Below are 24,819 nucleotides of genomic sequence, written 5' to 3' on the forward strand. Positions count from 1 at the left end.
GGCTGTGCGAGTGCTGGGCCGTCTCAGACGTCGGTCGGGCGTGTCGTCAGTTGCAGGAGGCCCTCGCCCGTGGTGGACAAGGCGCCGATGACGGCGGGCGAGCTCTGAACTTCTTGGATGAGCGAGCGGTAGGCCGTAGTCACCGCGTCGCGCCGCACGGGATCGGCGACCGCGCCGTTCGCGAGCACGCGGGGGATGAGGACGGTGCCGCCAGCGCGAACCAATCGCAGACCGTGCTCGACGTACTCGATGACGCCCTCGGGATCGGCATCGATGAACACGATGTCGTAGGACGCTTCGTTCATGCGCGGGAGGACATCGGATGCCCGGCCGGTGATGAACCGCGCACGCGCCGCGGGCACGCGCGCGTCGATGAACGCGGACCTCGCAGCACCGAGGTGCTCGGGTTCGTTGTCGATCGTCGTGAGGGTCGCGCGTGGCGAACCGTGGAGGAGCCAGAGGCCCGATACACCGCCGCCGGTGCCGACTTCGACGATGTTGAGGGCTCGGGATGCCGCCGCGAGGACCGCCGCCTGCGCACCGACCGCCGCGCTGATGGGCGCCGCACCCAGTTCGAGCGCATGCGCCCGTGCGCGAGCGATGTGCTCGGGCTCGACCGTCGACTCCTGTACGAACCGCTCGTTCGCCTGCTGACCGCTCACGTGGACCTCCTCGTTTCAGGCTAGACGGCTGATCGGTGCGGGACCCCCAGGCGCGGCCGGTAATCTGGAGCCATGTTCTTCGGCCTCACGATCGAGAAGCTGATGCTGATCGGCGTGATCGCCGCGGTCCTCATCGGACCCGAGCGTCTGCCCCGCTACGCAGAGGCGTTGGCGAAGTTCACGAAGCGTGCCAAAGAGACCATGCAGGGCGCGAGGTCGCGGATGCGCGACGAGATGGGCCCCGAGTTCGACGACGTCGACTGGAAGAAGCTCGATCCGCGTCAGTACGATCCGCGTCGCATCATCCGCGAGGCTCTGCTCGACGACACGCCGACCGCGACCATGCGCGCGGCGGGCGCGGCGGCTCTGGCCGCGCGCGAGAAGCCCGAGACGACGCCCTTCGTCGCGGGGGAGCGTCCCCCGTTCGACGACGAAGCCACCTGACCGCGCGGGCGCCACTCCCTCCCTCGGGTCGGTGAGACCGGGCGGCCTCAGACGCCGAGACGCAGCGGCTTGCCGGCGAGCCCGCGCGGGCGCACCGCCAGGGCCGCGGCGGCGGCGGTGATCGCGCGGGCGGCGGGGTCGTCGGGGCTGGCGATGACGACGGGACGACCGTCGTCGCCGCCCGCGCGCAGGACGGAACTCAGGGGGACGGATGCCAGCAGGGGGACGTCGTCGTTCTCGCTCGAGAGGGCACGGGCCACGGCTTCACCGCCCCCGGCGCCGAACAGGTCGAGCAGGGTCCCGTCGGGGAGGGTCATCGCGGACATGTTCTCGATCACGCCGATGGGTCGCTGACCCGTCTGGCGGGCCACGAGCCCGGAGCGGACGGCGACGTCGGCCGCGGCCGCTTGCGGGGTCGTCACGACGAGCACGTCCGCGTGGGGGAGCAGTTGGCCGACCGAGATCGCCACATCACCCGTGCCCGGCGGCATGTCGAGCAACAGCACGTCGAGGTCGCCGAAGAACACGTCGGTGAGGAACTGCTGCACGGTGCGGTGCAGCATCGGACCGCGCCAGGCGACCGCGCCCGCAGCCTCCTCTCCCGGACGACGCAGGAACATGCCGATCGAGATGACCTTCACGCCGTAGGCGACGGGCGGGAGGATGAGGTCGTCGATCTTCGTGGGTGCCGGCGGCAGGCCGTCGGTGTCGACCAGACCGAGCAGACCGGGAATGGAGAACCCGTGCACGTCGGCGTCCACGAGTCCGACGCGGAGCCCGCGCGCAGCGAGGGCCACGGCGAGATTGGCGGTGACGGTCGACTTGCCGACGCCGCCCTTGCCGCTCGTCACCGCGATCACGCGGGTGAGTGAATCGGGACCGAAGGGCATCTCGCGCTTCGCCCTCCCACCGCGGAGCTTCTCGGTCAGTGCCTTGCGCTCGTCGGGCGACATGACGCCGATCCGCACGTCGACGGCTTCGATGCCCGTGACCGAAGCCGCGGCATCCCGGACATCGCGCTCGATGCGATCTGCGGCCGGGCAGCCGACGATCGTCAGCGCGATCGCGACCTCGGCGATCGCGCCGCGAACCTCGACTCCGCGCAGCATGTCGAGTTCCCCGAGGGGACGACGCAATTCGGGATCGGTGACGGCCGCGACAGCCGTACTGACGCGCTCCGCGAGTTCGGCCGAGGCGAGCTCCGCCGTCACGAGCCGGTCCGCGGGTGCTCGTCGTGCTCGTCGAGTCGCTCCAGGGCGGCTTTGAGTTCGGCGCGCAAGGAGTCCTTCGTGATGACCTCGTCGGTCAGGTCGCGCACGGCCATGCGCAGCGCGACGATCTCGCGGGCGAGGTACTCGGTGTCGGCGAGATTGCGTTCGGCGCGCTGGCGGTCCTGCTCGATCTGCACGCGGTCGCGGTCGTCCTGCCGGTTCTGCGCGAGAAGGATGAGGGGGGCCGCATACGACGCCTGCAGCGAGAGCACGAGCGTCAGGGCGGTGAAGCCGATCGCGGCGGAGTCGAAGCGCCAGTCCTCGGGCGCGAGAGAGTTGAACCCCATCCACAGGACGCAGAACAGCGTCAGCGAGGCCAGGAACGTCGGCGTACCCATCGCCCGCGCCACCCACTCGGTGAAGCGGCCGAAACGGTCGCGCGAGGGCTGGGGGGCCCGGGGCGCCAGCACCCCGGTGCGACCGCGTGGGGCGTCGAGGGCGGGACGTCGGTTTGTGCGTGCCATCAGCGCCTCCTCGGGGTGTGCGGGATCTGGGTGGGGATGCTCTGCGTCGAGAGCTGCCGGGTCGTCGTCTTGGGTGTCGGATCGTCGCCGTCGTGCGTGCGCCAGTCATCGGGCAGCAGATAGTCGAGCACGTCGTCGACGCTGACGCAGCCGACGAGGCGATGCGCCTGATCGACCACGGGGAGCGACACGAGGTTGTAGCTGGCGAGCAGGCGCGCCACCTCGGCCGCGGTGGCGTCGGCGGGCACGGGCTCGAGGGTGTCGTCGATGATGGCGCCGAGGCGCTCGTGCGGCGGGTAGCGCAGCATCCGCTGGAAGTGCACCGTGCCCAGGAGTCGCCCGGTGGGCGTCTCGTACGGCGGGAGGGTGATGAACACGGATGCCGCGAGGGCGGGGTGCAGCTCGTGCCGGCGAATGAGGGCGAGAGCCTCGGCCACCGTCGCATCCGCCGACAGCACGATGGGCTCGGGCGTCATGAGCCCACCGGCGGTGTCGGGCCCGTACTGCAACAGGGCGCGCACGTCGTCGGCTTCTTCGGGCTCCATCAGCTCGAGCAACTGCTCGGAGCGGGACTCGGGCAGCTGACCGAGGAGGTCGGCCGCGTCGTCGGGCTCCATGGCATCCAGGATGTCGGCGGCGCGCTCGTCGCCCAGTTGCTCGAGGATGTGCACCTGCTCGTCTTCGGGCATCTCTTCGAGGGCGTCGGCGAGGCGGTCGTCGCTGAGCTCTTCCGCGACCTCGATCAGACGCTCTTCGGGCAGATCGAGGAGGGTGTTGGCGAGATCGGCGGGCTTGAGCTCGGAGTACGTGGCGACGAGTTGTTCGGCGGACTGCGCCTCGCCCGGCGCCTGGTTCTCACGCACCTCGCCCCAGGCGGCGAACGTCGTCGCCCCCTTGGCGAACGGTGAGGCGCTCGTGCGCGGGCGACGCAGGAACAGCTGGCCCACGTCCCACTCGCCGAGGCGGTTGCGCTCGATCGCGACGTCTTCGATGACCGCGCCACCGGAGCCGTCGACGAGGCTCACTCGGCGACCGAGCATCTCGGCCATCACCCGTACTTCGCCACCGCGCTGTTGGAAGCGGCGGACGTTGATCAGGCCGGTCGTGATGACCTGACCCGATTGGATGGAGGTGACGCGCCCGATGGACACGAACACATGTCGACGGCCGGGGATCTCGACGACGAGCCCCACGACGCGCGGCGCCGCCGACGCGCGGTAGATCACCACGACGTCGCGCACCTTGCCCAGACGGTCTCCCGCCGGGTCGAACACCGTGCAGCCCGTCAAGCGGGCGACGAAAACCCTCTGCGTGCTCACCGGTCCAGCGTAGTCCGCAGGTCTCGGTGAACACCTCGGGAACGGTCAGGCGCGCGTGACAGGATGGTGAAATGAGTATGTTCGCGCAGCGTCCGGGTGCCGGTCGCGACGAGGTCGGCGAGAAGATCGCCTCGTTCCCGACGTACGAGCAGGCGCAGAAGACGGTCTCGTCGTTGATCGCCGGTGAGGTCCCCGCGCGCGACATCGCCATCGTCGGGTCGGGACTGCGCTCGATCGAGCGCATCACCGGCAAGCTCGGCTACGCCACGGCCGCCCGTTCGGGCGCCTTGAACGGTCTCATGCTCGGTCTGCTCTTCGCGTTCATCTTCGTGCTCGGGACGCCGACCGTGGAGATCTCCGCCTTCATCGGCGTTCTGCTCGTCGGAATGGCGCTCGGGATGCTGCTGAGCCTGGGCACCTACTCGATCGTGCGCCGTCGTCGTGACTTCGCCTCGGTCATGCAGGTCGCCGCCGACCACTACGACGTGTGCGTCGCCGCGGCCAGTGTGCACAAGGCGCGCGGCATCGTCGGCCCGACGGGGACGCAGCGCACCGTCGTATCGCGCCCCGCCCCGGACGACACGGCGCCACCGCGGTACGGCGAGCGGCTGGCACCGGGCGCCGAGGCTCCTTCGACCGCGCCCCGTCCGGCGGTCACCGCGCCTGTCGGTGAGGCAGGGCCCCCGCAGTACGGGGAGCGTGTGTCGCCTGCGGGCGATGCCCCTGCCGTTCCGCCGCGCCCGCCGGCACCCACGGCGACGCCCGCTGCGTCGCCCGCGCCGGGCGGCGAGGAGCCGCCCCGGTACGGCGAGCGCGTGACTCCGTCACCGCGCCGGGACGACGACGCCGAAGCTTCAGACGGCGACTCCACGCCACGGTGAGCACCGAGCCCGTTCGCATCCCCGTCACGCTGCCGACGGGGGTCTCAGACGTATCGGGACTGTGGGCACGGGCGCAATCACCGTGGGCGACGATCGCCCTGGCCCACGGAGCGGGCGCGGGCATGGAGCACCCGTTCCTCGCCGGACTGGCGGATGCTCTGGTGGCGGACGGCGTCTCGGTGCTGCGCTTCGTGTTCCCCTACGTCGAGGCCGGTCGCCGCATGCCCGGACCCGCCCCGCACGCCGTCGCGACGTGGGCCGGCGTGCAGGCGTGGCTCGGCACCGCGGCCCCCGGACCCTGGGCGGCCGTTGGCAAGTCGTACGGCGGGCGGATGGCGTCGGTCGCGTGCGCCGAGAAGGTCATCGCGCCCGCGGCGCTGGTCTACCTGGGCTACCCCCTGCACCCGCCCGGTCGGCCCGACAAGCCGCGACGCGACCACTTGCCCGCCATCGAGGTTCCACAACTGTTCGTCGAGGGGGAGAACGACCCATTCATCGATCCTCGGTCGCAGTTCGACGAGGTCGTCGCCTCGTGCCAGCACGCCCGGGTGCACTGGGTCGCCGACGGCAATCACTCGTTCGAGGTGAAGGGCGCACGGCGGCCGGCTCTCGACATCGGCGCGGGGTTGGCTCCGGTGGTGGGGGAGTTCGTCCGCGGGGTGTGGTGACGCGCTCGCTCGCTACGGTGCTGATCGAGGTGTCGGCGGAGGGAAGGTTGCTGAACGCTCTTCGTCCGTGATGCGTCCGCACCGGGATATAGCGAGGAGGTCGATGGCTTTGCGGCCATCAATGGTGTTCTTTTCAACGGTCAGCGTCATTCGGGGCGAATCGCGAGTGAGGTACACCTCGGCGAAGTTCACCGGCACTCCCAACTCCTCGACGTGCCACTCGTCACCCAATCGCTCGGGCACTTCTTCGATGAAGCGTGAGATGTCGAGACTGTCGTCCACGAAGATTGCCCACTGACCGGTATAAAACGAACCCGACCCGCCGCTCAGGGTCAGACCGTCGTCGCACGAGTACGGTTCGAACTCGGGGGTTGGGACGATCTCCTTCGGCCCCGGGACGAAATCAGCAACGAGTTGCAGTGCATCGAGTGCTTCGCTGCGCACTTCGGTGTACGACGGTGTGGACATGCCGCAGCCTCCCAATAATCCAACGGACACGATGACAATTGCGATGCAAAGGGGGCGTCTCACTCGGCTGAACCTCTCGTCCGAAGGATGGCTGGCTGCAATGTCTAGGCAGCGACGGCCACTCGTTCGAGGTGAAGGGCGCACGGCGGCCGGCTCTCGATATCGGCGCGGGGTTGGCTCCGGTGGTGGGGGTGTTCGTCCGCGGGGTGTGAGGGCGGTCTCAACTCCCGCGGCCACCTCGCGACTCACGAGGTTTGGCGTCGTCGGGGAGGATGCCGCAGCGTGAGATGGCGAGGAGTTCGATTGCCGGACGGTCGCCCGTCAACGCTTCTTCGACGCTCACCGTGAGGCTGAGCGGTTTGTACAGTAGGTCAACGTTCGCGAACGAGACCTCGATCTGAGGATCACGCACCTCCCAGTCGTCGCCCAGAAGGCCGGGCAAGCTCGCAATGAACGCATCGATATCGAAGCTCTCTGGCACGTACACGAACCAGTGCCCTGTGAAGAAAGCTCCCTCTCGATCCGCGAGCAGCATCGGGTCGTCGCATGGGTAGGGCTCGCCCTCGGATTGAGGTTGAATCTCCTTCGGGTCGGGGATGACAGCCACCACCTCATCGAGGGTGGAGGTTACTTCCCCACGGACGGTCTCATAGGTCGGCTTATTCATCCCACATCCTCCAAGTCCGAGCACGGCTATCAATGCCAGGACCGCGAGTATCCGCTTCACGCCGTTCCCTCTTCAAGAATTTCTTGACAAAACGGAGCACGTCCCCGTTGGTATGTTCGTCGTCGCTCATCAGAGCGTTGTGGTGGTCGATACTGTCCTTGATCACGAGGGGCGACGCGCCGGCGAGCTTCCACGGGTCGAATCCTGGCAGCCCGGTATCGACGATCCGCACTCCCGGGAAGCTTTCGGGCGCGATGTCGAAACCCATGAACCCGATGCCCTGGCCGGCGCAGTAACGGTTGCGGTCTTGCGAGGCGCGAGTATGCCTAATCGTGCTGCGTCACGAGTCAGGGTGCGGGCTCTGGAGTAGGTGGTGGCCAGGTTGCGAGGCGCTCATCTGCGGTGATTGAACCGCAACGTGAAATCGCCAGGAGATCGAGCGCTTTGCGACCGTCGATTGTCGACTCTTCGATTTTTAGGGTCATACGCGGGGCACTTCGGACGAGGTATACCTCGGCAAATTCCACTGGTATGCCAAGCTCTTCGACTCGCCAGTCGTCGCCCAGAAGATGAGGGACCTCTCGAACAAATTGGGGGATATCGAAGTCGTCCCCAACGAAAAGCGCCCATTGGCCCGTGAAGAAAGCGCCTGCGGCGGGTTGCGCGGTCAGTACGTCCTTGCACGGATACGGATCGAATTCTGGGGTGACGAGGATCTGCTTCGGCTCTGGGACGAAGTTCGAAACTGTTTGCAGGGTATCCAGCGTCTCGGCGCGCACCTCGGTATAGGTGGCTGCCTGTGCGGAGCAACCGCCGAAGAATGCCGAGAGAACTAGTACGCCGAGTGCCGTCAGTCGTCTCATCGGTGTGCCTTTGCCTTGTTCAGTAGTTGATTGACCGCGTTCAGAACTGTCCCGTTGACTTCCTCGTCATCGCTCATCAGCGCGTTGTGATGCTCGACGCTCGCAGCCACGACCAGGGGAACGCCCAGAGCGACATGGGCCGGGTTAGTGCCAGGGAGCCCCGAATTGACGATCTGGACGCCGCCGAATGACTCGGGACCTTCACCGAACCCGAGCGGCCCCAGTTGGAGGCCCGCGTAGTAGCGGTTGATATCGTCCGGCCCCTGCGCCGAGTAATAGGTTGTCCCATCCGCAGGCGCGTACCCGTCCACCGCGCCGACGGACGCGGCCAAGAACCGGGTATCCACGATGCCGCCGTACGCCTCGGCGGCGCTGCCGACGCCGCCGCCGTAAGAATGCTCATAGCTCATCGTCCAGAGGCTCGGATCCGTAGCGCGCACACCCTGGATGAACCGCGCGTGCTCGGGTGCACGATCGTGCGCGTATTCGTTCCACTGAGGACCCCCGCCGTAGGGAATATCCCGCAGTTGAGGCATGGGGCCGGTCATCACGGTGAACGCAATGACGTGTTCTCGGCCGCCTCGCACCTGCCAATCCGCGAATCCGGTCACGGGGTCTTCTCCATAGAACGAGTCGGCTGTCGTGTTCGTACCGGGGACGACGAAGAGAGCGGCTTTCGCGGTCGACGGATTCCCTGACATCTCGATGAGCGAGCCCTGGTGGGAGTCCCACGCGTACAGCTGTTTCCGGCCGTCGGCCACGGCCTCGAAATAGGCCGTCTCCCGCTCGATGGCGTCGATACCGGCTGAGGGCAAGGCACGGGATCGTCGACCACCCGCAGAGGGATGGATGCCGACCGCCCGGTCACGCGCCGCGCGAAGCTCGGTCAGGTGCGCTGCCGCGCGGTTACGGTTCGCCGTCACGCGGTCCTTGAGAGCGACGCCGTCGAGGTTGCCTACCAGGGCGGGCGCGCCTGCGGCGATCGCCGCAGCCGCCGAGGGCGAGAGCCCCGCCCACCACTCTGCTACCGCTTCGGGTCGTCCGCGCCGGATGATCGCGGCCCACTCCGGGTTCTCGCGCAGGAGGCGAGCGGCATCCGCTGCCCCTCCACGGCTGAGCCGGTGGAGGAGCGGGAGTGCGGCCTCGTCGAGGATCGAGGTTGAGGGAGCCTCCAGCTCACCCTCATCGACGGGGAGATCGCGGGTGAGGGTCCACGACACGTCGGGAATCGTCCGCAGCGCCGCGGCGCATGCCCTCGCCGCGGAATCCCACCCATCGACGAGGGTGGCGCAGTCCCGCCGGAATGAGGCTTCCCGATCGGCCTGCGCGGCGTCCCTCAGACGTCCGACGAGGGCGTCATCCGGCTCCGGGAGAGTCAGAGCCTTCGTCGCCGAGAGGTTGCGGAGTTCATCGACGAGGGCGTCGCGTCGGCGGTTCACCGCCTCGAGCTCGTCGGCCAGCGTCTCGAGCGCCGCTCGCGCGCGACGAAGGCCCGTATCGACTTCGGCGGCGGCCGGATCGAGCAGCCGCAGACTCTGCTGCAGCTCGGGGGCTTCGGGGGAGCGGTACACGCTCGACAGCAGCCCCCATGTGAAGAGGACGCGATCGGCCGAGGGTTTCACGGCGGATCCCGCGGCCTCGACGGACGCGGCGAGTCGACGAAGCTCTTCAGGATCGGCCGGGCAGACCGGGACGTCGTCGATCGAGGGGGTCATCGAGGCGCCCGACCGAACCGTGCCGGGTCGAAAGCAGTCGAACCGGTCTCGGCGCGGGTCGTCGACACGGCCATCTCGCCGTCGGCCTCGACGTAGGCGAGCACCACCGATCGGAGCACCGAAAGGGCCGACCGACCTCGCGACACGATGCCACGCGACAGCTGCACCCGAGCCCGAGCGACCTCGTCGAACGCCGCGCGAGCCGGCGGGAGACCGCCGAGAACGACATCCAACGCCTCGACCGCGTCACGCAAGGCGTGCGAGCGGTCGAGGGCGTCGTCGAGGGCGAGACGGACACGATCGGCGATGCCGACGATCTCGTCGGGCTGGACGGAGAACGACATGCCCGGATGCTAATGAATGCGCCCGCGCGCCCGTTTCCCGCCTGTGGATAAGGGCGCGGAATTCACCACGGCGTTCGCCCGCGGGCGATCGCGGGCTCAGCGACCGGCGGCGTATCCCTGAGCACCCCGCGGGTTGGCAGCGGCCCATACGACGCCGTCGGCATCGCGACCGACGGCGGTCACGCGCCCGAGCGACCAGTCACCCGTTCGGCGCACCCGGTGCCCGCGCGCCTCGAGGGCGGCGATCACCTCGTCGCCGAGGCGGTCCTCTACGGTCGCGCCGGCCGGCGTCCAGGTGCGCGGCCAGAACGAATCGATGAGCGCGGTCGTGTTCAGCGTCGGCGCGTCGATCGCCTGCTGGCCGGAGTACCCGCCGACCAGCAGACGCAGCAGGACGGGCAGCTGCCACTGGTCCTGCTGATCACCGCCGGGTGAGCCGATCGCGATGACTTCTTCTCCCCGCGTCAGCAGGGTGGGTGTCAGCGTGGTCCGAGGTCGTCGGCCGGGCTCGAGGGATGCCGGGTGGCCCGGCACGAGCCACGTCGCCTGCAACCGCGTGCCGAGGCAGAACCCCAGCGAGGGCACGGTCGGCGACGACTGGAGCCAGCCACCCGACGGCGTCGCGGACACGGCGTTGCCCCACCGGTCGATCACGTCGATGTGGCAGGTGTCGCCGCGCGTCTGCCCCGAACGGTCGACGGTCGGCTCGCCCGTCGACCCATCGGCCGAGCCCGCTTCGGTACGAAGGGGAGGCAGGCGTGGCGATCGCCCGTCGGGCGATCCGGGGCGCAGGTCGGTCGAGGCCTCGGAGCCGATGAGCGCCCGCCGCGCGGCGATGTAATCGTCGTCGAGGAGGGCGTCGACATCGACGGCGAGGTCGGAGTCGCCGAACCACGCGTCGCGGTCGGCGTACGCGAGCTTCTGGGCCTCGAGCAGCAGGTGCGCCCCCTCGACCGTCGCGGGGTCGAGGGCCGCGTCGTCGGCGTCCTCGATGAGGCGGAGCGTCTGCAGCAGGGCGGGGCCCTGCGTCCACACACCGGCTTTGTAGACGTCCCACCCGCGGAATCGCACGGTCACTGCGGGCTCGTACCCCGCCCGCCACGAAGCGAGGTCGTCGGCATCCAGGATGCCGGGATGATCGCGCCCGTCGGCGTGCCGATGCGGACGCCGGATGAACGCCGCCGCTTCGGGCAGCACCTCGGTCATCCACCGTGACCGCGCCGCGTCGATGCGCGCCTCACGGTCGGGGGCGTCGGAGCCGGCCGCGACGAGATCGTCGAGGACGTCGGCCCACGCGGGGTTCTTCAGAACCGTGTCGGGTGCGGGCGGCGAGCCGGTCGGCATCCATCTCTCGGCCGACGTCGGCCAGTGCGCGCGGAACAGGTCGGCGACCCGCGCGATCGTGGCCGCGGCTCCCGCGACGAGCGGGTGTCCGTCACGGGCGTAGCCCACGGCGTAGGCGATGGTGTCGGCGAGCTCCCAGGTGCCGTGATCGCGTAAGAGCATCAACCACGCATCGACGGCGCCGGGAACGGCGGCGGACAGGCCGCCCGCTCCGGGCACGAGGTCGAGATCGCGCGAGCGGAAGTGGTCGATGTCGGCGGCAGCGGGCGCCGGGCCCTGGCCCATCAGCACCAGGGGACGGTTCTCTCCCGCCGGTCGGATGAGGGCGACGAGATCGCCCCCCGGGCCGTTCAGGTGCGGCTCGACCACGTGCAGCACGAACGCCGCGGCGACGGCGGCGTCGAACGCGTTGCCCCCGCGCTCGAGAACCGCCTGCGCGGTCGCCGTGGCCGTCCAGTGCGTCGAGGCCGACATGCCGAAGGTGCCCCGCAGGGTCGGACGAGTGGTGAAGGATGCCGGTGGCGTGAACGTCATCGCGAGAGCCGGGCGATCCATTCCTCGACCTCGTCGGCGGTGCGCGGGATCGCAGCCGACAGGTTGACCGGTCCGTCGGCGGTCATGACGATGTCGTCCTCGATGCGGGCCCCGATGCCGCGGTACTCCTCGGGAACGGTGAGATCGTCGATCTGGAAGTACAGACCCGGCTCGATCGTGAAGACCATACCCGGCTCGAGCAGCCCGTCGTAGTACATGTCGCGCCGCGCCTGAGCGCAGTCGTGCACGTCGATCCCGAGATGGTGGCTCGTCCCGTGCACCATGTAGCGGCGGTGCTGGCCGCCGGTGTCGGCATCCAGAGCCTCTTCGGCGGTCACGGGAAGCAGACCCCATTCGGCCACGCGTGCGGCGATGACCTCCATCGCGGCCTCGTGGAGGCGGCGGAACGGCACACCCACCTTTGCTGCCGCGAACGACGCGTCGGCTGCTTCACGGACCGCCTCGTAGACACGGCGCTGGACGTCGGTGAACGTGCCCGACACCGGCAGCGTCCGGGTGATGTCGGCGGTGTACAGGCTGTCGACCTCGACGCCGGCGTCGACGAGGATGAGGTCGCCGGGCTTCACCGCGCCGTCGTTGCGCGTCCAGTGCAGGTAGCACGCGTGCGGGCCGGAGGCGGCGATCGTGTCGTAGCCGACGCTGTTGCCGTCGGAGCGTGCGCGCTGGTGGAACACGCCCTCGACGACGCGCTCACCGCGCGGGTGCTCGATGATGCGGGGGAGCTCGGCGACGATGTCGTCGAAGCCGCGCCCGGTCACCTCGACGGCCAGGGCCATCTCGGCCAATTCGAACTCGTCTTTGACCAGACGCAGCTCCGACACGAAGCGGGTGACCTCGTCGTCGTCGCCGACGGTGCGGTCGTCATCGCCGGGCTGGAAGTCGGAGAGGTGCGCCGTGGCGATCGCGAGGTCGGCGGCGACGCCGTCGAGGGCAGGGCGGGGGCCGATCCAGAACTCGCCGACAGCGGCGTCGGAGTAGAACTCCGCGGTGGTGCGGTCGGCACGCTCGCGGAAGTAGAGCACGGCCTCGTGTCCCTCGTCGCGCGGCTCGAAGACGAGCACGGCGTCGGGCTCGGCGTCGCGGCCCCAACCGGTCAGGTGTGCGAAGGCGGAGTGCGCCCGGAACGGGTAGTCGGTGTCGTTGCTGCGCTGCTTGAGACCCCCGGCGGGTACGACGACCCGCTGGCCGGGAAAGGTCTCCGACACACGCGCGCGCCGACGCGCGGCCCACGCGGCCTGTTCCCGCGGGTCGGGGAGCACATCGGGACGTTCCGCCCAGCCCGTCGAGATGGTGTCGAGGAAGCCGCGGGGGAACGGCGCCTTACGGTTGCTCGGGGCGTCGAGGGGCTTCGCCTCGTCGGCCTGGGGCTCGGCGGTCGGCGCGGTCGTGTCGCTGGTGGAGGGGGCATCCATCGTTCCAGTCTCGCACCGCTTGACGGCCGGCGCACGCGGGCTGACGCGGCTCGCAAACCTGCTCAGCCGGCCGTGCGCTCCAGCTGGACGACGATGGGGCGGTGGTCGCTGCCCGAGCCGTCGAGCGAGCGCATGACGACGGAACCCGACACCGTCCAGTCGGGAGTGGCCATGACGTGATCGATGGGGGCGCCCAGCATCGCGGGGGCGTCCGTCGGCCAGGTGCCCACGCCACCGTTCCCGCTCTCGGACGCCGTGTCGTGGCAGCGCCCGAGCGTGCCCCCGTCGACGCCCATCCCCGTCATGTGGTCGAGGGTGGCGTTGAAGTCGCCCGCGAGGATGACGTTGTCGCCGGCGCACTGATCGGCGAGCCACTGCAGGTCGCTGCGCCACTGCGTCATGTAGTCCCGCCGCGGAGCGACCGCGTGCGCGGCGACGATGATGGGACCGTCACCGGAGGTCGGCATGGCGACCGCGCTGGGCACGGTCGAGGTGTTGCTGGAACCGTCGAGCGACGACTCGATGACGGAGTAATCACCCAGCTCGGGGCGGATCAGGACGGTCGTCGAGGTGGCATCCCATCCGGTGATGCCGTATTCGCCGTACTCCGCGTGGTGCGCCCACATGGGCTGACCCATGTCGCGCATCATCTCGGCCACCTGGGCGCCGGTGTCGATCGTCGTCTCGGGGAGCGTGACGACATCGGCCTGCATCCCGACCGCGAACTGGGCGATCGATTCGGCCGACGTCGCCGACCCGGCGGTGTTCCACGTCATGACGCGCAGGCTCGTGGCCGTCTTGGCGGGGAGGTCTTCGGAGCCGAGGCCGCGCTGGAAGAGGACGGCGGCGTTGATGCCGCCCGAGACGCCGAAGATGAGCGCGAGAACGAGAGCGAGCGCCCGCACCGGGCGGATGAAGGCGAACAGCAGCATGAGCAGCGTCGCGGCGATCATGACGGCGGCCAGTGGAGCGCGGAACGAGATCAGCTGTGCGATCGGGAAGACGCGTTCCACCCCGAATGCGGAGGGCCACGTCAGCACGGCGGCGCCCGCCGCCACGACGAGCGCGACCAGGGAACCCAGCAGTCGACGCACGCACCCGACCTTAGGTCAGGCGTCTGGGAGATCGACCGACGTCGACCGGATGCCGCCTGCGGGTGAGGACGGGTGCGGCACCGTCCGGGCGGGGGAGGGGAGCGCTACGCTCGATGGGTGCCGTCTGCTCCCCGATTCTCCGGACCGAGCGACCTGCATCTGCACTCGTCGCATTCCGACGGCACGGAACCCCCGGCCGAGGTCATGGCCGCAGCACACCGGCACGGCCTGCGCACCGCCGCCCTCACCGACCACGACACGACGTCGGGATGGGCGGAGGCGGCGGAGGCGGCGACGTCTCTCGGGATGACGTTCGTGCCGGGCATGGAGTTGTCGGCACGGCACCGGTGGCGCAGCGTTCACCTGCTGGCCTATCTCGTCGATCCCGATGACCCGGACCTCCGGGCGATGACCGATCGCATCCGTTCGTCGCGACTGGACCGCGCACAGATCATGGCCGAGCGCATCTCGCACGACTACGACATCGCGTGGGACGACATCGTCGCGCAGACCACCGACGGGGCCACGGTCGGTCGTCCGCACATCGCCGACGCCCTCGTCGCTCGCGGGATCGTGGTCGATCGCACAGAGGCCTTCGCCGGGATCCTGCATCCCGCGGGCGACTACTACGTGGCGCTCTACGCCCCCGATCCCGTGTCGGCGGTGGAGCTCGTCGTCGGCGCCGGGGGTGTGCCGATCATCGCCCACCCGGCGGGGCGGGCCCTGCTGCCCGACAGCGTGCTGCGGGCGATGCTCGATGCGGGTCTCGCCGGTTTCGAGCTCGCGCACCGCGAGAACCTGCCCGAGCCGACCGCGCTGCTGGCGCGCCTCGCCGCGGACCGCGACCTCATCGTGACCGGGTCGAGCGACTACCACGGCCTCGGCAAACCGAACCTGCCCGGCGAGAACACCACCGCCGACGAGATGGTCGCGCGCATCTTCGCCCTCGGTGGCGGCACGGCGCCGGTCTACGCGTAGACGGACCCGCCCCGGGAGGGTGGCCGCCGTGCGGAATCCGTCCGGTGCCGCCGTTCGGGCTCGGGCGCCGACGAACGCGGCACCGACCCCGAGGGGATCGGCGCCGCGTGGACTTCGCGTGGGTCAGGCGACGGGGGCCGTCGGGGTGCCGGAGCTGCCACCGCCGCTGCGGCGGCGACGTCGGCGGCGCGGGGCCGCGTTGCCGTCGTGGTGCTCCTTGCCGGCGCCGTCGTGCGTGCCGGCGCCGTCCTCTCCACGAGGGGTCGTCTCGCCGGGGGCGGCGGTGTCCGCTGCGCCGCGACGACGGCGACGACGCGGACCGCCCTCGCCCTCGGCATCCGCGGGTGCGTCGGTCTTCTTCTCGGTCCTCGGGGCGACCGCCTTCGGCGCGGTCACGAGGCGACCCTTCGTGCCCTCGGGGATGTCGAGGTCGGTGTAGAGGTGCGGGCTCGACGAGTAGGTCTCGGTGGGCTCGGGCTGGCCGAACTCGAGGGCGCGGTTGATGAGCGCCCACTTGTGCAGGTCGTCCCAGTCGACGAACGTGACCGCGATACCGGTCTTGCCGGCGCGACCGGTACGGCCGGCGCGATGCAGGTAGGTCTTCTCGTCGTCGGGGATGGTGTGGTTGATGACGTGGGTGACGTCGTTGACGTCGATACCGCGGGCGGCGACGTCGGTCGCGATGAGGACGTCTTTCTTGCCGGCCTTGAACGCGGCCATCGAGCGCTCGCGCGCTTCCTGGGTCATGTCGCCGTGCACGGCGGCGGTGTTGAAGCCGCGGTCGCCGAGCTCGTCGACGAGCTTCTGCGCGGCGCGCTTGGTGCGGGTGAAGATGACGGCCTTCTCGCGACCCTCGGACTGCAGGATGCGGGCGATGACCTCGTCCTTGTCGAGAGAGTGCGCGCGGTAGACGAGGTGCTTGATGTTCGCCTGGGTCAGGCCCTCGTCGGGGTCGTTGGCGCGCATGTGGATCGGGTTCGACATGAATCGGCGCGCGAGGGCCACGATCGGACCGGGCATGGTCGCCGAGAACAGCTGCGTGTGCCGCACGGGCGGGACCTTCGAGAAGATCTTCTCGATGTCGGCGAGGAAGCCGAGGTCGAGCATCTTGTCGGCCTCGTCGAGCACGACCTCGGTCGCGTTCGAGAGGTCGAGCAGGCGCTGGTTGGCGAGGTCGATGAGGCGACCGGGGGTGCCGACGACGATCTGCGCGCCGGCCTTCAACTGGTCGATCTGGCCCTCGTAGGCCTTGCCGCCGTAGATGGCGACGACGCTGGTGGGACGGTTGCTCGTGAGCATGTCCATGTCTTCGTAGACCTGCACGGCGAGCTCGCGCGTGGGAACGACGATGAGGACCTTCACACCCGGCTCGGGGTTCGGTCCGAGCCGCTGCACCACGGGGATGCCGAAGCCGAAGGTCTTTCCGGTACCCGTCTTGGCCTGACCGATGATGTCCTGGCCGGGGAGACCGAGGGGGATCGTCTGCTCCTGGATGGGGAAGGCATCGATGATGCCCTTGGTCGCGAGGGCATCGACGATGTCCTGGTCGACGCCGAGCTCGGCGAATGTCGTCATGAGCGTGCCTGTTCCGGCGGCGAGAGACCGCCTGGGAGTCGAATCCACGCCCTCACTCGTCCACAGGCGCGGGGTCCCGATCCTTCGCCGGGACCCACCTACTCTACCCGGCGTGTCTCCGGAGCCCCCGACGCCTAGGCTGTCTACGTGTTCGCGTGGTTCCGTCGTCGTCAGCGCCCCGTGGGCCGCACGCTCCAACTGCGCTCGCGCGGAGACCTCGGCGAGGCGATGCGCGTCGACTTCGCCGAACTCGCCCCTGACGTCGAGACCTTCCTCGGACAGGCCGCGTACCTGCAGCTGGGGTTCTTCGAGACGCTGAGTGAACTGATCGCGCTGACGCCGGAGCTCGCCGAGAAGGAATCGCTCTCTCGCGCGGCCGGTGCAGCGCTGATCAAGCACCAGGAGCTCGTCGCGCTGATCCGCGACCGCGGGGCCGACCCGACGCACCTCATGCTGCCGTTCCGCGAGTCGCTCGACGCCTTCCGTCGGAACACCCACGGCGTCCGCCCGCAGGAGACCATGCTCACCGTGCACATCACGGCGGGCCTCCTCGACGACTTCTACCTCGCGCTGTCGTCGAGCTATGGAGACACGGGGCGACGCGTCGCCCGCATCCTTCAAGCCGACGACGACCGTCAGGCGATCGTCGACATCATCGCGGCGACCATCGACAGCGACGAGGAGTGGCGCTGGCTCCTCGCCCTCTGGGGTCGGCGCCTCGTCGGCGACACGCTGCTCGTCGCCCGCGCGGCCCTTCGCCACGGGCACCTCGACCGCGCCGAGGAAGAGAAGGTCGAGCCCGTCTTCAGCGAACTGATGGGCGCGCACGCGCGGCGCATGGATGCCATGGGGCTGGCGGCCTGACGCGGATCATCGCGCCTCGTCCGGCGTCGATCAGACGCTGAGTCGCGCTCGGTCGGCGTCGATCAGACGCTGAGTCGCGCTCGGTCGGCGTCGTCGCGCGCGAGCCGCGCCCGGGTCACGAGGGGGACCACGGCGAAGGCGGTGACGGCCGGAGCGACGGCGGCGACGAGCCACAGGATCGGCGAGTCGACGCCGAATCCCATCCACGTCGCGGCCGTCCAGACGACCCCGGCCGCCGCAGCCCCGGCGAGCGGCGCGAGGAACGCCCCCCGCAGTCCACGGTGCGGGAGCGAGAAGTGGGCGGCGAGCCCGATCACGGCTCCGAGGATCAGGCCGAGCAGGATCTGCACGGTCGTGGGCTCAGGCGACGAAGCCGACGCGGCGCGACTCTTCGGTGCCGAGCTCGACGAAGGCGAGGTTGGCGGTGGGGACGAGGTAGGAGTTGCCCTTCACGTCCGTGAAGGAGACGTGGCTGGCCGAGGAGTCGAGGGCCGTTGCGACGGCGGTCTTGACGGCGTCGGAGCTCTCGTTGGTCTCGAAGTTGAGTTCGCGGCCGGTGTTGGTGATGCCGATGCGGATCTCCACGATGCGTCCTTTCCTCGCGGGGCCGCGGTCGGCCCTGCGCGTCCTTCGACTCTAGGGCAGCCGTGCGGGGCGACGACCCGGCGGGGGCACCGCTTCGCGGACGGCGAACGCGCGCAGCCGCGACGGCGCCCGGCGGTGCCGCTCACCCCGCGATGACGCGGCACCCCGGGGGTCCACCGGAGCGATGTCGGAGGTGCGGTCTAGCGTGGACGCATGCAGATTCCGGATGCCGACGCACCCGAGGCATCCCCCCTGCTCGGGGGCGGCCTCGACGCCGACCAGCAGGCGGTGGCGTCGTGGGCGGCCGAGGCCAGCGGCGTCGTCGTCGGCGCCCCGGGCTCGGGTAAGACGACGACGCTCCTCACCCGGGTGCGCGAGCTGGTGGCATCCGGGATCGATCCCGATCACCTGCTCGTGCTCACGCCCACGCGGCCGGCCGCGACGGCGTTGCGCGACCCCCTCGCGCTTGCGGTGGGGCGCGCGACATCGGGTGCGCTCGCGCGTTCCGTCGCATCGTTCGCGTTCCAGCTCGTGCGCGGCGCCGAGGTGCGCCGCGGCGCCGAGCCACCCCAGCTGCTCACGGGTGGCGACGAAGACCAGATCATCCGCGATCTGCTCGACGGCGACGCTCTCGACGAGATCGACGGCCTCTCGCGGTGGCCCGACTGGCTGGGCCCCGCGATCAGGGCGACCCGGGGCTTCCGCGGCGATGTGCGCGCGTTCCTCGCGGAGTGCACGGACCTCGGGGTGTCGTCGGCCGATCTCGCCGACCTCGCCACCCACCTCGACCTGCCCGTGTGGGCGTCGCTGGCCTCGTTCTCCGACGAGTACCGCGCCGTCCGCGCGTCGATGCGCGGCGCCCACCGCGACGCGGCCGACCTCGCCCGCGAAGCCGTCGCCGTGCTCGATGACGCCCGCGTCGATCGCGAGCTGCTGGGGCGCTTCGCGGCCCTGCGGTGCATCCTCGTCGATGACGCGCAGGAGCTCACGCCCGGCGGTATCGACGTGCTCGGCGCGTGCCGTGCGCTCGGTATCGGCGTTGTCGCCTTCGGCGACCCCGACGTGGCATCCGGTGCCTTCCGGGGCGCGACCCCCGAGAACTTCGCCCGGTTGGCCCGCGAACTCGGAGCGACGGTCGCCCTGGGCACCGCGCACCGCGGGACGCCGGAACAGGTGGACCTCGTCCGGCAGGTGTCTTCGCGCATCGGCGCCGCCGGTGTCGTCGCGCACCGTCGGGCGCCGCAGGGCGCGCCGGTACAGGGGTCGGTGCGCACGTACCTCCTCCGTTCGCCCGCCGAGGAGGCCGACGCGATCTCGCGGCTGCTGCGCGAGCGGCACGTCCTCGGCGGCGTGCCGTGGGGCTCGTGCGCGGTGATCGCGCACGACTCGCGTCAGGTGGCCACCCTCGAGTCCGAGCTGGCCGCGCGCGAAGTTCCGGCGCGAGCCAGCGGGCCCGGCCTCGCGCTCGGGGTGCAGCGACCCGTGCGCGACCTCGTCCGCCTCGTCGAGCTGGGCATGACCGACCCCGACGAGTGGTCGCCCGAGCTCGTCGTCGACGCGCTGCTCGGCACGTTCGGTGGCCTCGATCCGATCGAACTGCGGCGGCTCCGCACCGCCCTGCGGCACGCCGAGGTGGCAGAAGGCGGCGTGCGCTCGGCGACCGACCTGCTCGTCTCCGGCGTGCGGTACCCGCTCGAACTCGCCGCTGTCGACACCCGTGAGGCGCGGCGGGCGGTCCGTCTCGGTGAAACCCTCGCGGCCCTCGGGGCCCAGGCGCGATCGCGCGCGACCGCGCACGAGATGCTGTGGACGGCGTGGGAACGCAGCTCCCTGGCGCGCACGTGGCGAGAGGCGTCACGGGGGCACGGGCCCATCGCCGAGCAGGCCGACCGCGACCTCGATGCCGTCGTCGCGCTGTTCCAGGCGGCGAAGCGCTACACCGAGCGCGAACCCGACGGCGAGGCCTCGACCTTCCTTCGCGCGGTGCTCGACAGCGACGTGGCCGAAGACCGCATCGAACAGCCTGCCGTCGTCGACACCGTGCGCATTCTGACGCCGGCCGCCGCGGCGGGCACGGCGTTCGACACGGTCATCATCGCCGGCGTGCAAGAAGGCGTCTGGCCCAACACGCGCCTGCGCGGGGGACTGCTCGAGACCTGGCGCCTCACCGATGCGGTGCAGAACCCCGACATCCCGGCTGCGGGCATGCTCGATCGACGACGGGCGGCCATGCACGACGAGTTGCGCCTGTTCGTGCGCGCCCTCAGCCGCGCCGAGCGCATGCTCATCGTCACGGCTGTCGACGACGACGACACCGGCCCCAGCGTGCTCTTCGAGATGCTCCCCGCGCCCGAGCCCGCGGCATCCATTCCCGAACACCCGTTGTCGCTTCGCGGTCTCGTCGCGCGGCACCGGCGTTCGCTGACCGCCCCCCGCGTTCCGGCGGCGGATCGCACCCACGCGGCCGGGCAACTCGCGCTCTTGGCCGCGGCCGACGTCGCCGGGGCGGCGATCGACGAGTGGTACGGCGTCGCACCGCCGACCTCCACCGCGCCGCTGCGCGACCTCGACCGCGAAGACGTGCGCGTCTCGCCATCGCGCCTGCACGCCCTCGAGGAGTGCGAACTCGACTGGGTGATCGCCGACCTCGGTGGCGATCGAGGGGGGACGACCGCGGGGATCGGCACGATCATCCACGCCGCGCTCGAAACGGCGTCGTCCTCGTCCGAAGACGATCTGTGGGCGGTCGTCGAAGAGCGCTGGGGAGAACTGGCGTTCGACGCCGTGTGGAGGGAACGGGCGGAGAGGACCCGCGCGCGCGACCTCGTGCGACGGCTCGCCACCTACTTGCGGCGCTTCGACGACGCCGGTGGACGACTGGTCGGTGCGGAGCGACATTTCGAGGTGCCGATCCCGATCGCCGACGCCGGCGAGCACGGCGCCGTGCTCAGCGGCGACATCGACCGCGTCGAGATCACCCCGGCGGGCGACGTGGTGATCGTCGATCTCAAGACCGGGAAGAACGAACCGCAGACAGACCAGAAGGTCGCCGACAATCCGCAGCTCGCCGCCTACCAGCTCGCCTTCTCGTCCGGGGCGATCGAGCAGGTGGCGGGGTTGCCGTCGGGTGGGGCGAAGCTCCTCGTGCTGCGGCCGAGCGCGACGAAGAAGGAGTACGCCGAGCCGACGCAGCAGCCGTTCGACGATGCGCAGCGCGAAGAGTTCGTCACTCGTGTCCAGCGCGCCGTCGGTGTCATGCGGGGAACGAGCTTCGCTGCCCCGTACGAGGTGCACTGCCGCGACGAGTTCTCGTACGGACTGTGTCGTATCCACACGGTCTCGGCGGTGAGCGCGTCGTGACCGGTGATCTTTCAGCCGCGACGATCGCGGCCGCGCTGGGGCAGTTCCCGCCCACCGCCGAGCAGACCGCCGTCATCGAGGCGCCCCTGTCCCCGGCGCTGGTGGTGGCCGGTGCCGGCAGCGGCAAGACCGAGACGATGGCCGGCCGCGTCGTGTGGCTCGTCGCCAATGCGCACGTGCGTCGAGACGAGGTGCTCGGTCTGACGTTCACGCGCAAGGCCGCGGGCGAACTGGCCGAGCGTATCCAGAAGCGCCTGCAGCGTCTGTCGGAGTTCGAGTCGCGCGGCCTGCTGCCCGCCCTTCCCGCCCTGCACGCGGCGGGCAGGCTCGCCGTCTTCGGCGACCTCGCGCAGGTTGAGGGCGCCCGCGGTGACGCCGCGCGGCGCGAGGCGCTCGACGCCCTCGCATCCGAGGTCGGTGCGGGGGTCGCGTCGGCGTCCGACGCCGATCAGCTCCTGCACCGCCCGACGGTGTCGACCTACAACAGCTTCGCCGACTCGATCGTCCGCGAGCACGGGCTGCGGATCGGGCGGGATGCCGAGTCGGCGGTGCTGTCGGAATCCGCGGCCTGGCTGCTCATGCGGCGCGTCGTGTTCGCCTCCGACGACCCCCGCCTGGAGGAGCGGCAGGAGTCGCCGCGGTCCCTCATCGACGCGGCGTTGCGGATCGCCCGCGACGGCGTCGACAACCTGGTCGATCTCGATCGGCTCGCGGCCTTCCCCGACGAGTTCGGGCGCATCGTCGAACGCCCCTCGACCTCCAACCGCGTCGACGTCTACAAAGAGGTCGCGGACGCGGCGACCAAGGTGTCGGCGCTCTCGCTGCTCGCCGCCCTCGCCGCGGCCTACGACCGCGAGAAGGCGCGCCTCGGCGTCATGGACTTCGCCGATCAGGTGGCAGGTGCGCTCCGGATCGCCCGGGAGCATCCGGCCGTCGTCGAGGAGCTCCGCGCGCGATACCGTGTCGTCCTGCTCGACGAGTACCAGGACACCTCCGTCGTTCAGACCGACCTGCTCGCGACGCTGTTCGGGGAGACGGGGGTCATGGCCGTGGGCGACCCTCATCAGGCCATCTACGCCTGGCGCGGCGCGAGCGCGGGCAACCTGGGCGGTTTTCCCGTCGTCTTCGCACCCTCGGGCGGATGCCAGCACTTCTCCCTGCTGACGAGCTGGCGCAACAGCGCGCGAGTACTCGACGCCGCGAACGCCGTTCTGGCTCCGCTCGCCTCACGGGCGCCGGTCCCGGTCGAAGCGCTGCGCGCGCGTCCGGGCGCACCGGCGGGTGTCGTCGACACCGTGTTCGAGAACGACCTGGATGCCGAGGCCGACCGGGTCGCGTCGTGGTTCGTGGGAGTCCGCGCCGCGCGCGCCGCGGACGGACGAGCCACGACGGGGGCGCTGCTGTTCCGCAGCAAGAAGCACATGGTGCGCTTCGGCGACGCGCTGGGCCGCCGTGGCATCCCCCATCGCATCCTCGGGTTGGGGGGTCTGCTCACGACTCCCGAGGTGGTCGACGTCGTGTCGGCGCTCCGCGTCATCAGCGATCCCGAGGCGGGATCCGCCCTGATCCGTCTGCTGTCGGGACCTCGATGGGCGGTCGGCCTCGCCGACCTCCGCGCGCTCGCCCAGGTGGCGCGCCGCCTCGCCACGCACGACGTATCGCTCCAACCGCTGGCGGCAGACGTGGTGAACCGCCTGCGATCGACGCCGGGCGCCGACCGGGCCTCCCTCGTCGACGCCCTCGATTTCGTCACGCGCCAGAGCGACGGTCACGGCTGGTTGGCCGATATCACGCCGGAGGGGCGCGCGCGTCTGCGCGAGGCCGGGGCCGTGTTCGCCGGGCTCCGCCGCAGTGCCGGTGCCCCGATCCCCGAGCTGATCAGGCTGGTCGAGACCGAACTGCGACTCGACATCGAGCTCGCCGCGAACGAGTCGCGTGGATCCGCGCGCATCGCGTCGGCCCAGCTGCGCGCGTTCGTCGACGAGATCCGCGGCTTCCTCGCGGCCGACGAGTCCGGGTCCGTCTCGAGCCTCCTGGCCTGGCTCGACCACGCCGAGCAGGCCGACGAGTTCGCCCCGCGCACCGAGCCGCCGGAGGCCGACGTCGTTCAACTGCTGACCATCCACGGCTCGAAGGGACTCGAGTGGGATGCCGTGGCGGTCGTGCGACTGGTGACCGACGAGCTGCCGTCGCTGGCGCGCGATACCAAGGGCTGGCTGGGGTTCGGCATCCTGCCCTCCGAATTCCGCGGCGACTCCGCCTGGCTGCCCGTCTTCGGCTGGCGCGGCGCCGAGACGCAGCAAGATCTGAAGGTGGCGATAGAGGCGTTCGTGTCCGACAATCGCGCTCGACAGCTCGATGAGGACCGCCGGCTGGCGTATGTCGCGTTCACCCGCGCTCGCGATCACCTGCTGCTGTCGGGGTCGAGTTGGTCGGGCACGAAGCGCCCACGTCGACCGAGCGTCTTCCTCGAGGAAGCCGCCGAGGCCCTGGGCGTCGATCTCGCGGTCGGCGAGGTGGGCGATGACCCGTACGACGGTGAGCGCCGGCTGCTCCACTGGCCGCTCGATCCCCTCGGCGCACGCCGCACCGCCATGACGGCGGCCGTGGCGACCGCTAGCGCCGCGCGCGCGAACGCTTCCGCGCGACCCGACGACGACCTCGAACTGCTCCTTGCGGAGCGCGCCGACCGCCTGCGACCGTCGCACGCTCCTGCGCCCACCCGCATTCCGGCGTCGAAGTTCAAGGACTTCGTCGCGGATTACGGCCGCGCCGTCGATGACCTGCGGCGACCCATGCCTGAACGCCCGTACCGTCAGACGCGCCTCGGCACGCTCTTCCACGCGTGGGTGGAGCAGCGTTCGGGCCACGTCGGCGCGGGGATCGGGCTGGACGACGACGGGCTGTGGGACGACGACGAGGTCGGCGCCTCCGCTGCCGACGCGGCGGACCTGCAGCGGCTGCGCGAGTGTTTCGAGCGGTCGGAATGGGCGGGTCTGCGCCCGATCGAGGTCGAGACGGAGATCGACTTCGTCACCACGCGACTCGACGGTCGCGAGCACGTCGTCATCTGCAAACTGGATGCCGTGTACCGCCGCGGCGACCGGTACGAGATCGTCGACTGGAAGACGGGTCGGCCGCCCACCACCGACGCGGATCGGCGCGCGCGCATGCTGCAGCTCGAGCTCTACCGCGAGGCGTATCACGCGAAGCACGGCATCGACATCGACCTGATCGACGTGACGCTGTTCTACGTCGGCGACGAACTGGTGCTGCGCGGCTGAGA

The 24,819-nt window shown here is 70.4% G+C and carries 23 protein-coding genes; 7 read left to right on the forward strand and 16 right to left on the reverse strand.

Translation table 11 applies throughout. From position 1 onward, the window contains the following. Positions 1-23: 23 nt before the first annotated feature. Positions 24-662, reverse strand: coding sequence for an O-methyltransferase (locus QRO03_RS08035; RefSeq protein WP_285137000.1), 639 nt, complete (start codon positions 660-662; stop codon positions 24-26). A gap of 72 nt (positions 663-734) precedes the next feature. On the opposite strand from QRO03_RS08035, the gene QRO03_RS08040 reads away from it, so the two are divergent. Then, positions 735-1,106, forward strand: coding sequence for a twin-arginine translocase TatA/TatE family subunit (locus QRO03_RS08040; protein ID WP_055953679.1), 372 nt, complete (start codon positions 735-737; stop codon positions 1,104-1,106). 47 nt (positions 1,107-1,153) lie between these two features. Here QRO03_RS08040 and QRO03_RS08045 read toward each other — a convergent pair whose 3' ends face one another. The 3 genes from QRO03_RS08045 to QRO03_RS08055 are packed head-to-tail and all read right to left on the reverse strand — an operon-like array spanning position 1,154 to position 4,160. Next, positions 1,154-2,317: an Mrp/NBP35 family ATP-binding protein gene (locus QRO03_RS08045; protein WP_285137001.1), complete on the reverse strand. Its 1,164-nt coding sequence runs from the start codon at positions 2,315-2,317 to the stop codon at positions 1,154-1,156. Continuing rightward, positions 2,314-2,841, reverse strand: coding sequence for a DUF1003 domain-containing protein (locus QRO03_RS08050; RefSeq protein WP_285137002.1), 528 nt, complete (start codon positions 2,839-2,841; stop codon positions 2,314-2,316). Before QRO03_RS08050 ends, QRO03_RS08045 begins: the two co-directional genes overlap by 4 nt. After that, positions 2,841-4,160, reverse strand: a complete 1,320-nt coding sequence (locus QRO03_RS08055) for a magnesium transporter (protein WP_285137003.1) — start codon at positions 4,158-4,160, stop codon at positions 2,841-2,843. Before QRO03_RS08055 ends, QRO03_RS08050 begins: the two co-directional genes overlap by 1 nt. A gap of 71 nt (positions 4,161-4,231) precedes the next feature. Here QRO03_RS08055 and QRO03_RS08060 point away from each other — a divergent pair, with 71 nt between their 5' ends. Both QRO03_RS08060 and QRO03_RS08065 read left to right on the forward strand, forming a co-directional pair. Next, positions 4,232-5,041: a YflT domain-containing protein gene (locus QRO03_RS08060; RefSeq protein ID WP_285137004.1), complete on the forward strand. Its 810-nt coding sequence runs from the start codon at positions 4,232-4,234 to the stop codon at positions 5,039-5,041. Continuing rightward, positions 5,038-5,709 carry an alpha/beta hydrolase family protein gene (locus QRO03_RS08065; RefSeq protein ID WP_285137005.1) on the forward strand — a complete coding sequence of 224 codons (672 nt, stop codon included), beginning with the start codon at positions 5,038-5,040 and terminating at the stop codon, positions 5,707-5,709. The genes QRO03_RS08060 and QRO03_RS08065 overlap by 4 nt, the downstream gene beginning before the upstream one ends. Before the next feature lie 12 nt (positions 5,710-5,721). On the opposite strand, the gene QRO03_RS08070 is transcribed toward QRO03_RS08065, so the two are convergent. From QRO03_RS08070 to QRO03_RS08110, 9 genes are all read right to left on the reverse strand, one after another. Further along, a complete protein-coding gene (locus QRO03_RS08070) occupies positions 5,722-6,177 on the reverse strand; it encodes a hypothetical protein (RefSeq protein ID WP_285137006.1) in 456 nt (151 codons plus the stop codon). A gap of 220 nt (positions 6,178-6,397) precedes the next feature. Then, positions 6,398-6,844 (reverse strand): hypothetical protein, encoded by a 447-nt coding sequence (locus QRO03_RS08075; RefSeq protein WP_285137007.1) that lies wholly within the window; start codon positions 6,842-6,844, stop codon positions 6,398-6,400. After that, positions 6,837-7,112, reverse strand: a complete 276-nt coding sequence (locus QRO03_RS08080) for a hypothetical protein (RefSeq protein ID WP_285137008.1) — start codon at positions 7,110-7,112, stop codon at positions 6,837-6,839. The genes QRO03_RS08075 and QRO03_RS08080 overlap by 8 nt, the downstream gene beginning before the upstream one ends. A 79-nt stretch (positions 7,113-7,191) precedes the next feature. Beyond that, positions 7,192-7,707, reverse strand: coding sequence for a hypothetical protein (locus tag QRO03_RS08085; protein WP_285137009.1), 516 nt, complete (start codon positions 7,705-7,707; stop codon positions 7,192-7,194). After that, complete coding sequence (locus QRO03_RS08090) at positions 7,704-9,278, reverse strand: alpha/beta hydrolase family protein (RefSeq protein ID WP_285137010.1); 1,575 nt, start codon at positions 9,276-9,278, stop codon at positions 7,704-7,706. Before QRO03_RS08090 ends, QRO03_RS08085 begins: the two co-directional genes overlap by 4 nt. Positions 9,279-9,418: 140 nt before the next feature. Beyond that, positions 9,419-9,766, reverse strand: coding sequence for a hypothetical protein (locus QRO03_RS08095; protein ID WP_285137011.1), 348 nt, complete (start codon positions 9,764-9,766; stop codon positions 9,419-9,421). 96 nt (positions 9,767-9,862) lie between these two features. After that, positions 9,863-11,644 (reverse strand): gamma-glutamyltransferase family protein, encoded by a 1,782-nt coding sequence (locus QRO03_RS08100; protein WP_285137012.1) that lies wholly within the window; start codon positions 11,642-11,644, stop codon positions 9,863-9,865. Next, positions 11,641-13,077, reverse strand: a complete 1,437-nt coding sequence (locus tag QRO03_RS08105) for an aminopeptidase P family protein (protein ID WP_285137013.1) — start codon at positions 13,075-13,077, stop codon at positions 11,641-11,643. The genes QRO03_RS08100 and QRO03_RS08105 overlap by 4 nt, the downstream gene beginning before the upstream one ends. Positions 13,078-13,139: 62 nt before the next feature. Beyond that, complete coding sequence (locus QRO03_RS08110) at positions 13,140-14,171, reverse strand: endonuclease/exonuclease/phosphatase family protein (RefSeq protein WP_285137014.1); 1,032 nt, start codon at positions 14,169-14,171, stop codon at positions 13,140-13,142. A gap of 117 nt (positions 14,172-14,288) precedes the next feature. Between QRO03_RS08110 and QRO03_RS08115 the strand changes: the two genes are divergently transcribed. After that, complete coding sequence (locus QRO03_RS08115; protein ID WP_285137015.1) at positions 14,289-15,149, forward strand: PHP domain-containing protein; 861 nt, start codon at positions 14,289-14,291, stop codon at positions 15,147-15,149. Between the two features lie 123 nt (positions 15,150-15,272). Here QRO03_RS08115 and QRO03_RS08120 read toward each other — a convergent pair whose 3' ends face one another. Next, the gene (locus QRO03_RS08120; RefSeq protein ID WP_285137016.1) at positions 15,273-16,724 is read right to left on the reverse strand and encodes a DEAD/DEAH box helicase; all 1,452 of its coding nucleotides are present in this window, start codon (positions 16,722-16,724) and stop codon (positions 15,273-15,275) included. A gap of 147 nt (positions 16,725-16,871) precedes the next feature. Here QRO03_RS08120 and QRO03_RS08125 point away from each other — a divergent pair, with 147 nt between their 5' ends. Then, positions 16,872-17,588, forward strand: a complete 717-nt coding sequence (locus QRO03_RS08125; RefSeq protein WP_285137017.1) for a ferritin-like fold-containing protein — start codon at positions 16,872-16,874, stop codon at positions 17,586-17,588. A gap of 62 nt (positions 17,589-17,650) precedes the next feature. Here the strand turns inward: QRO03_RS08125 and QRO03_RS08130 are convergent, their stop codons facing one another. Together QRO03_RS08130 and QRO03_RS08135 are read right to left on the reverse strand one after the other, a co-directional pair. Then, positions 17,651-17,938 carry a hypothetical protein gene (locus QRO03_RS08130; protein ID WP_285137018.1) on the reverse strand — a complete coding sequence of 96 codons (288 nt, stop codon included), beginning with the start codon at positions 17,936-17,938 and terminating at the stop codon, positions 17,651-17,653. Between the two features lie 10 nt (positions 17,939-17,948). Continuing rightward, on the reverse strand, positions 17,949-18,173 hold the full coding sequence (locus tag QRO03_RS08135; protein WP_285137019.1) for a DUF3107 domain-containing protein: 225 nt from the start codon (positions 18,171-18,173) through the stop codon (positions 17,949-17,951). 213 nt (positions 18,174-18,386) lie between these two features. Between QRO03_RS08135 and QRO03_RS08140 the strand changes: the two genes are divergently transcribed. Together QRO03_RS08140 and QRO03_RS08145 are read left to right on the forward strand one after the other, a co-directional pair. Beyond that, the gene (locus QRO03_RS08140) at positions 18,387-21,533 is read left to right on the forward strand and encodes an ATP-dependent helicase (RefSeq protein ID WP_285137020.1); all 3,147 of its coding nucleotides are present in this window, start codon (positions 18,387-18,389) and stop codon (positions 21,531-21,533) included. Next, the gene (locus QRO03_RS08145) at positions 21,494-24,817 is read left to right on the forward strand and encodes an ATP-dependent helicase (protein WP_285137021.1); all 3,324 of its coding nucleotides are present in this window, start codon (positions 21,494-21,496) and stop codon (positions 24,815-24,817) included. Before QRO03_RS08140 ends, QRO03_RS08145 begins: the two co-directional genes overlap by 40 nt. Positions 24,818-24,819 lie beyond the last annotated feature (2 nt).

It is taken from the genome of Microbacterium sp. lyk4-40-TSB-66 (assembly GCF_030209475.1).
In the GTDB taxonomy this organism is placed as follows: Bacteria; Actinomycetota; Actinomycetes; order Actinomycetales; family Microbacteriaceae; genus Microbacterium.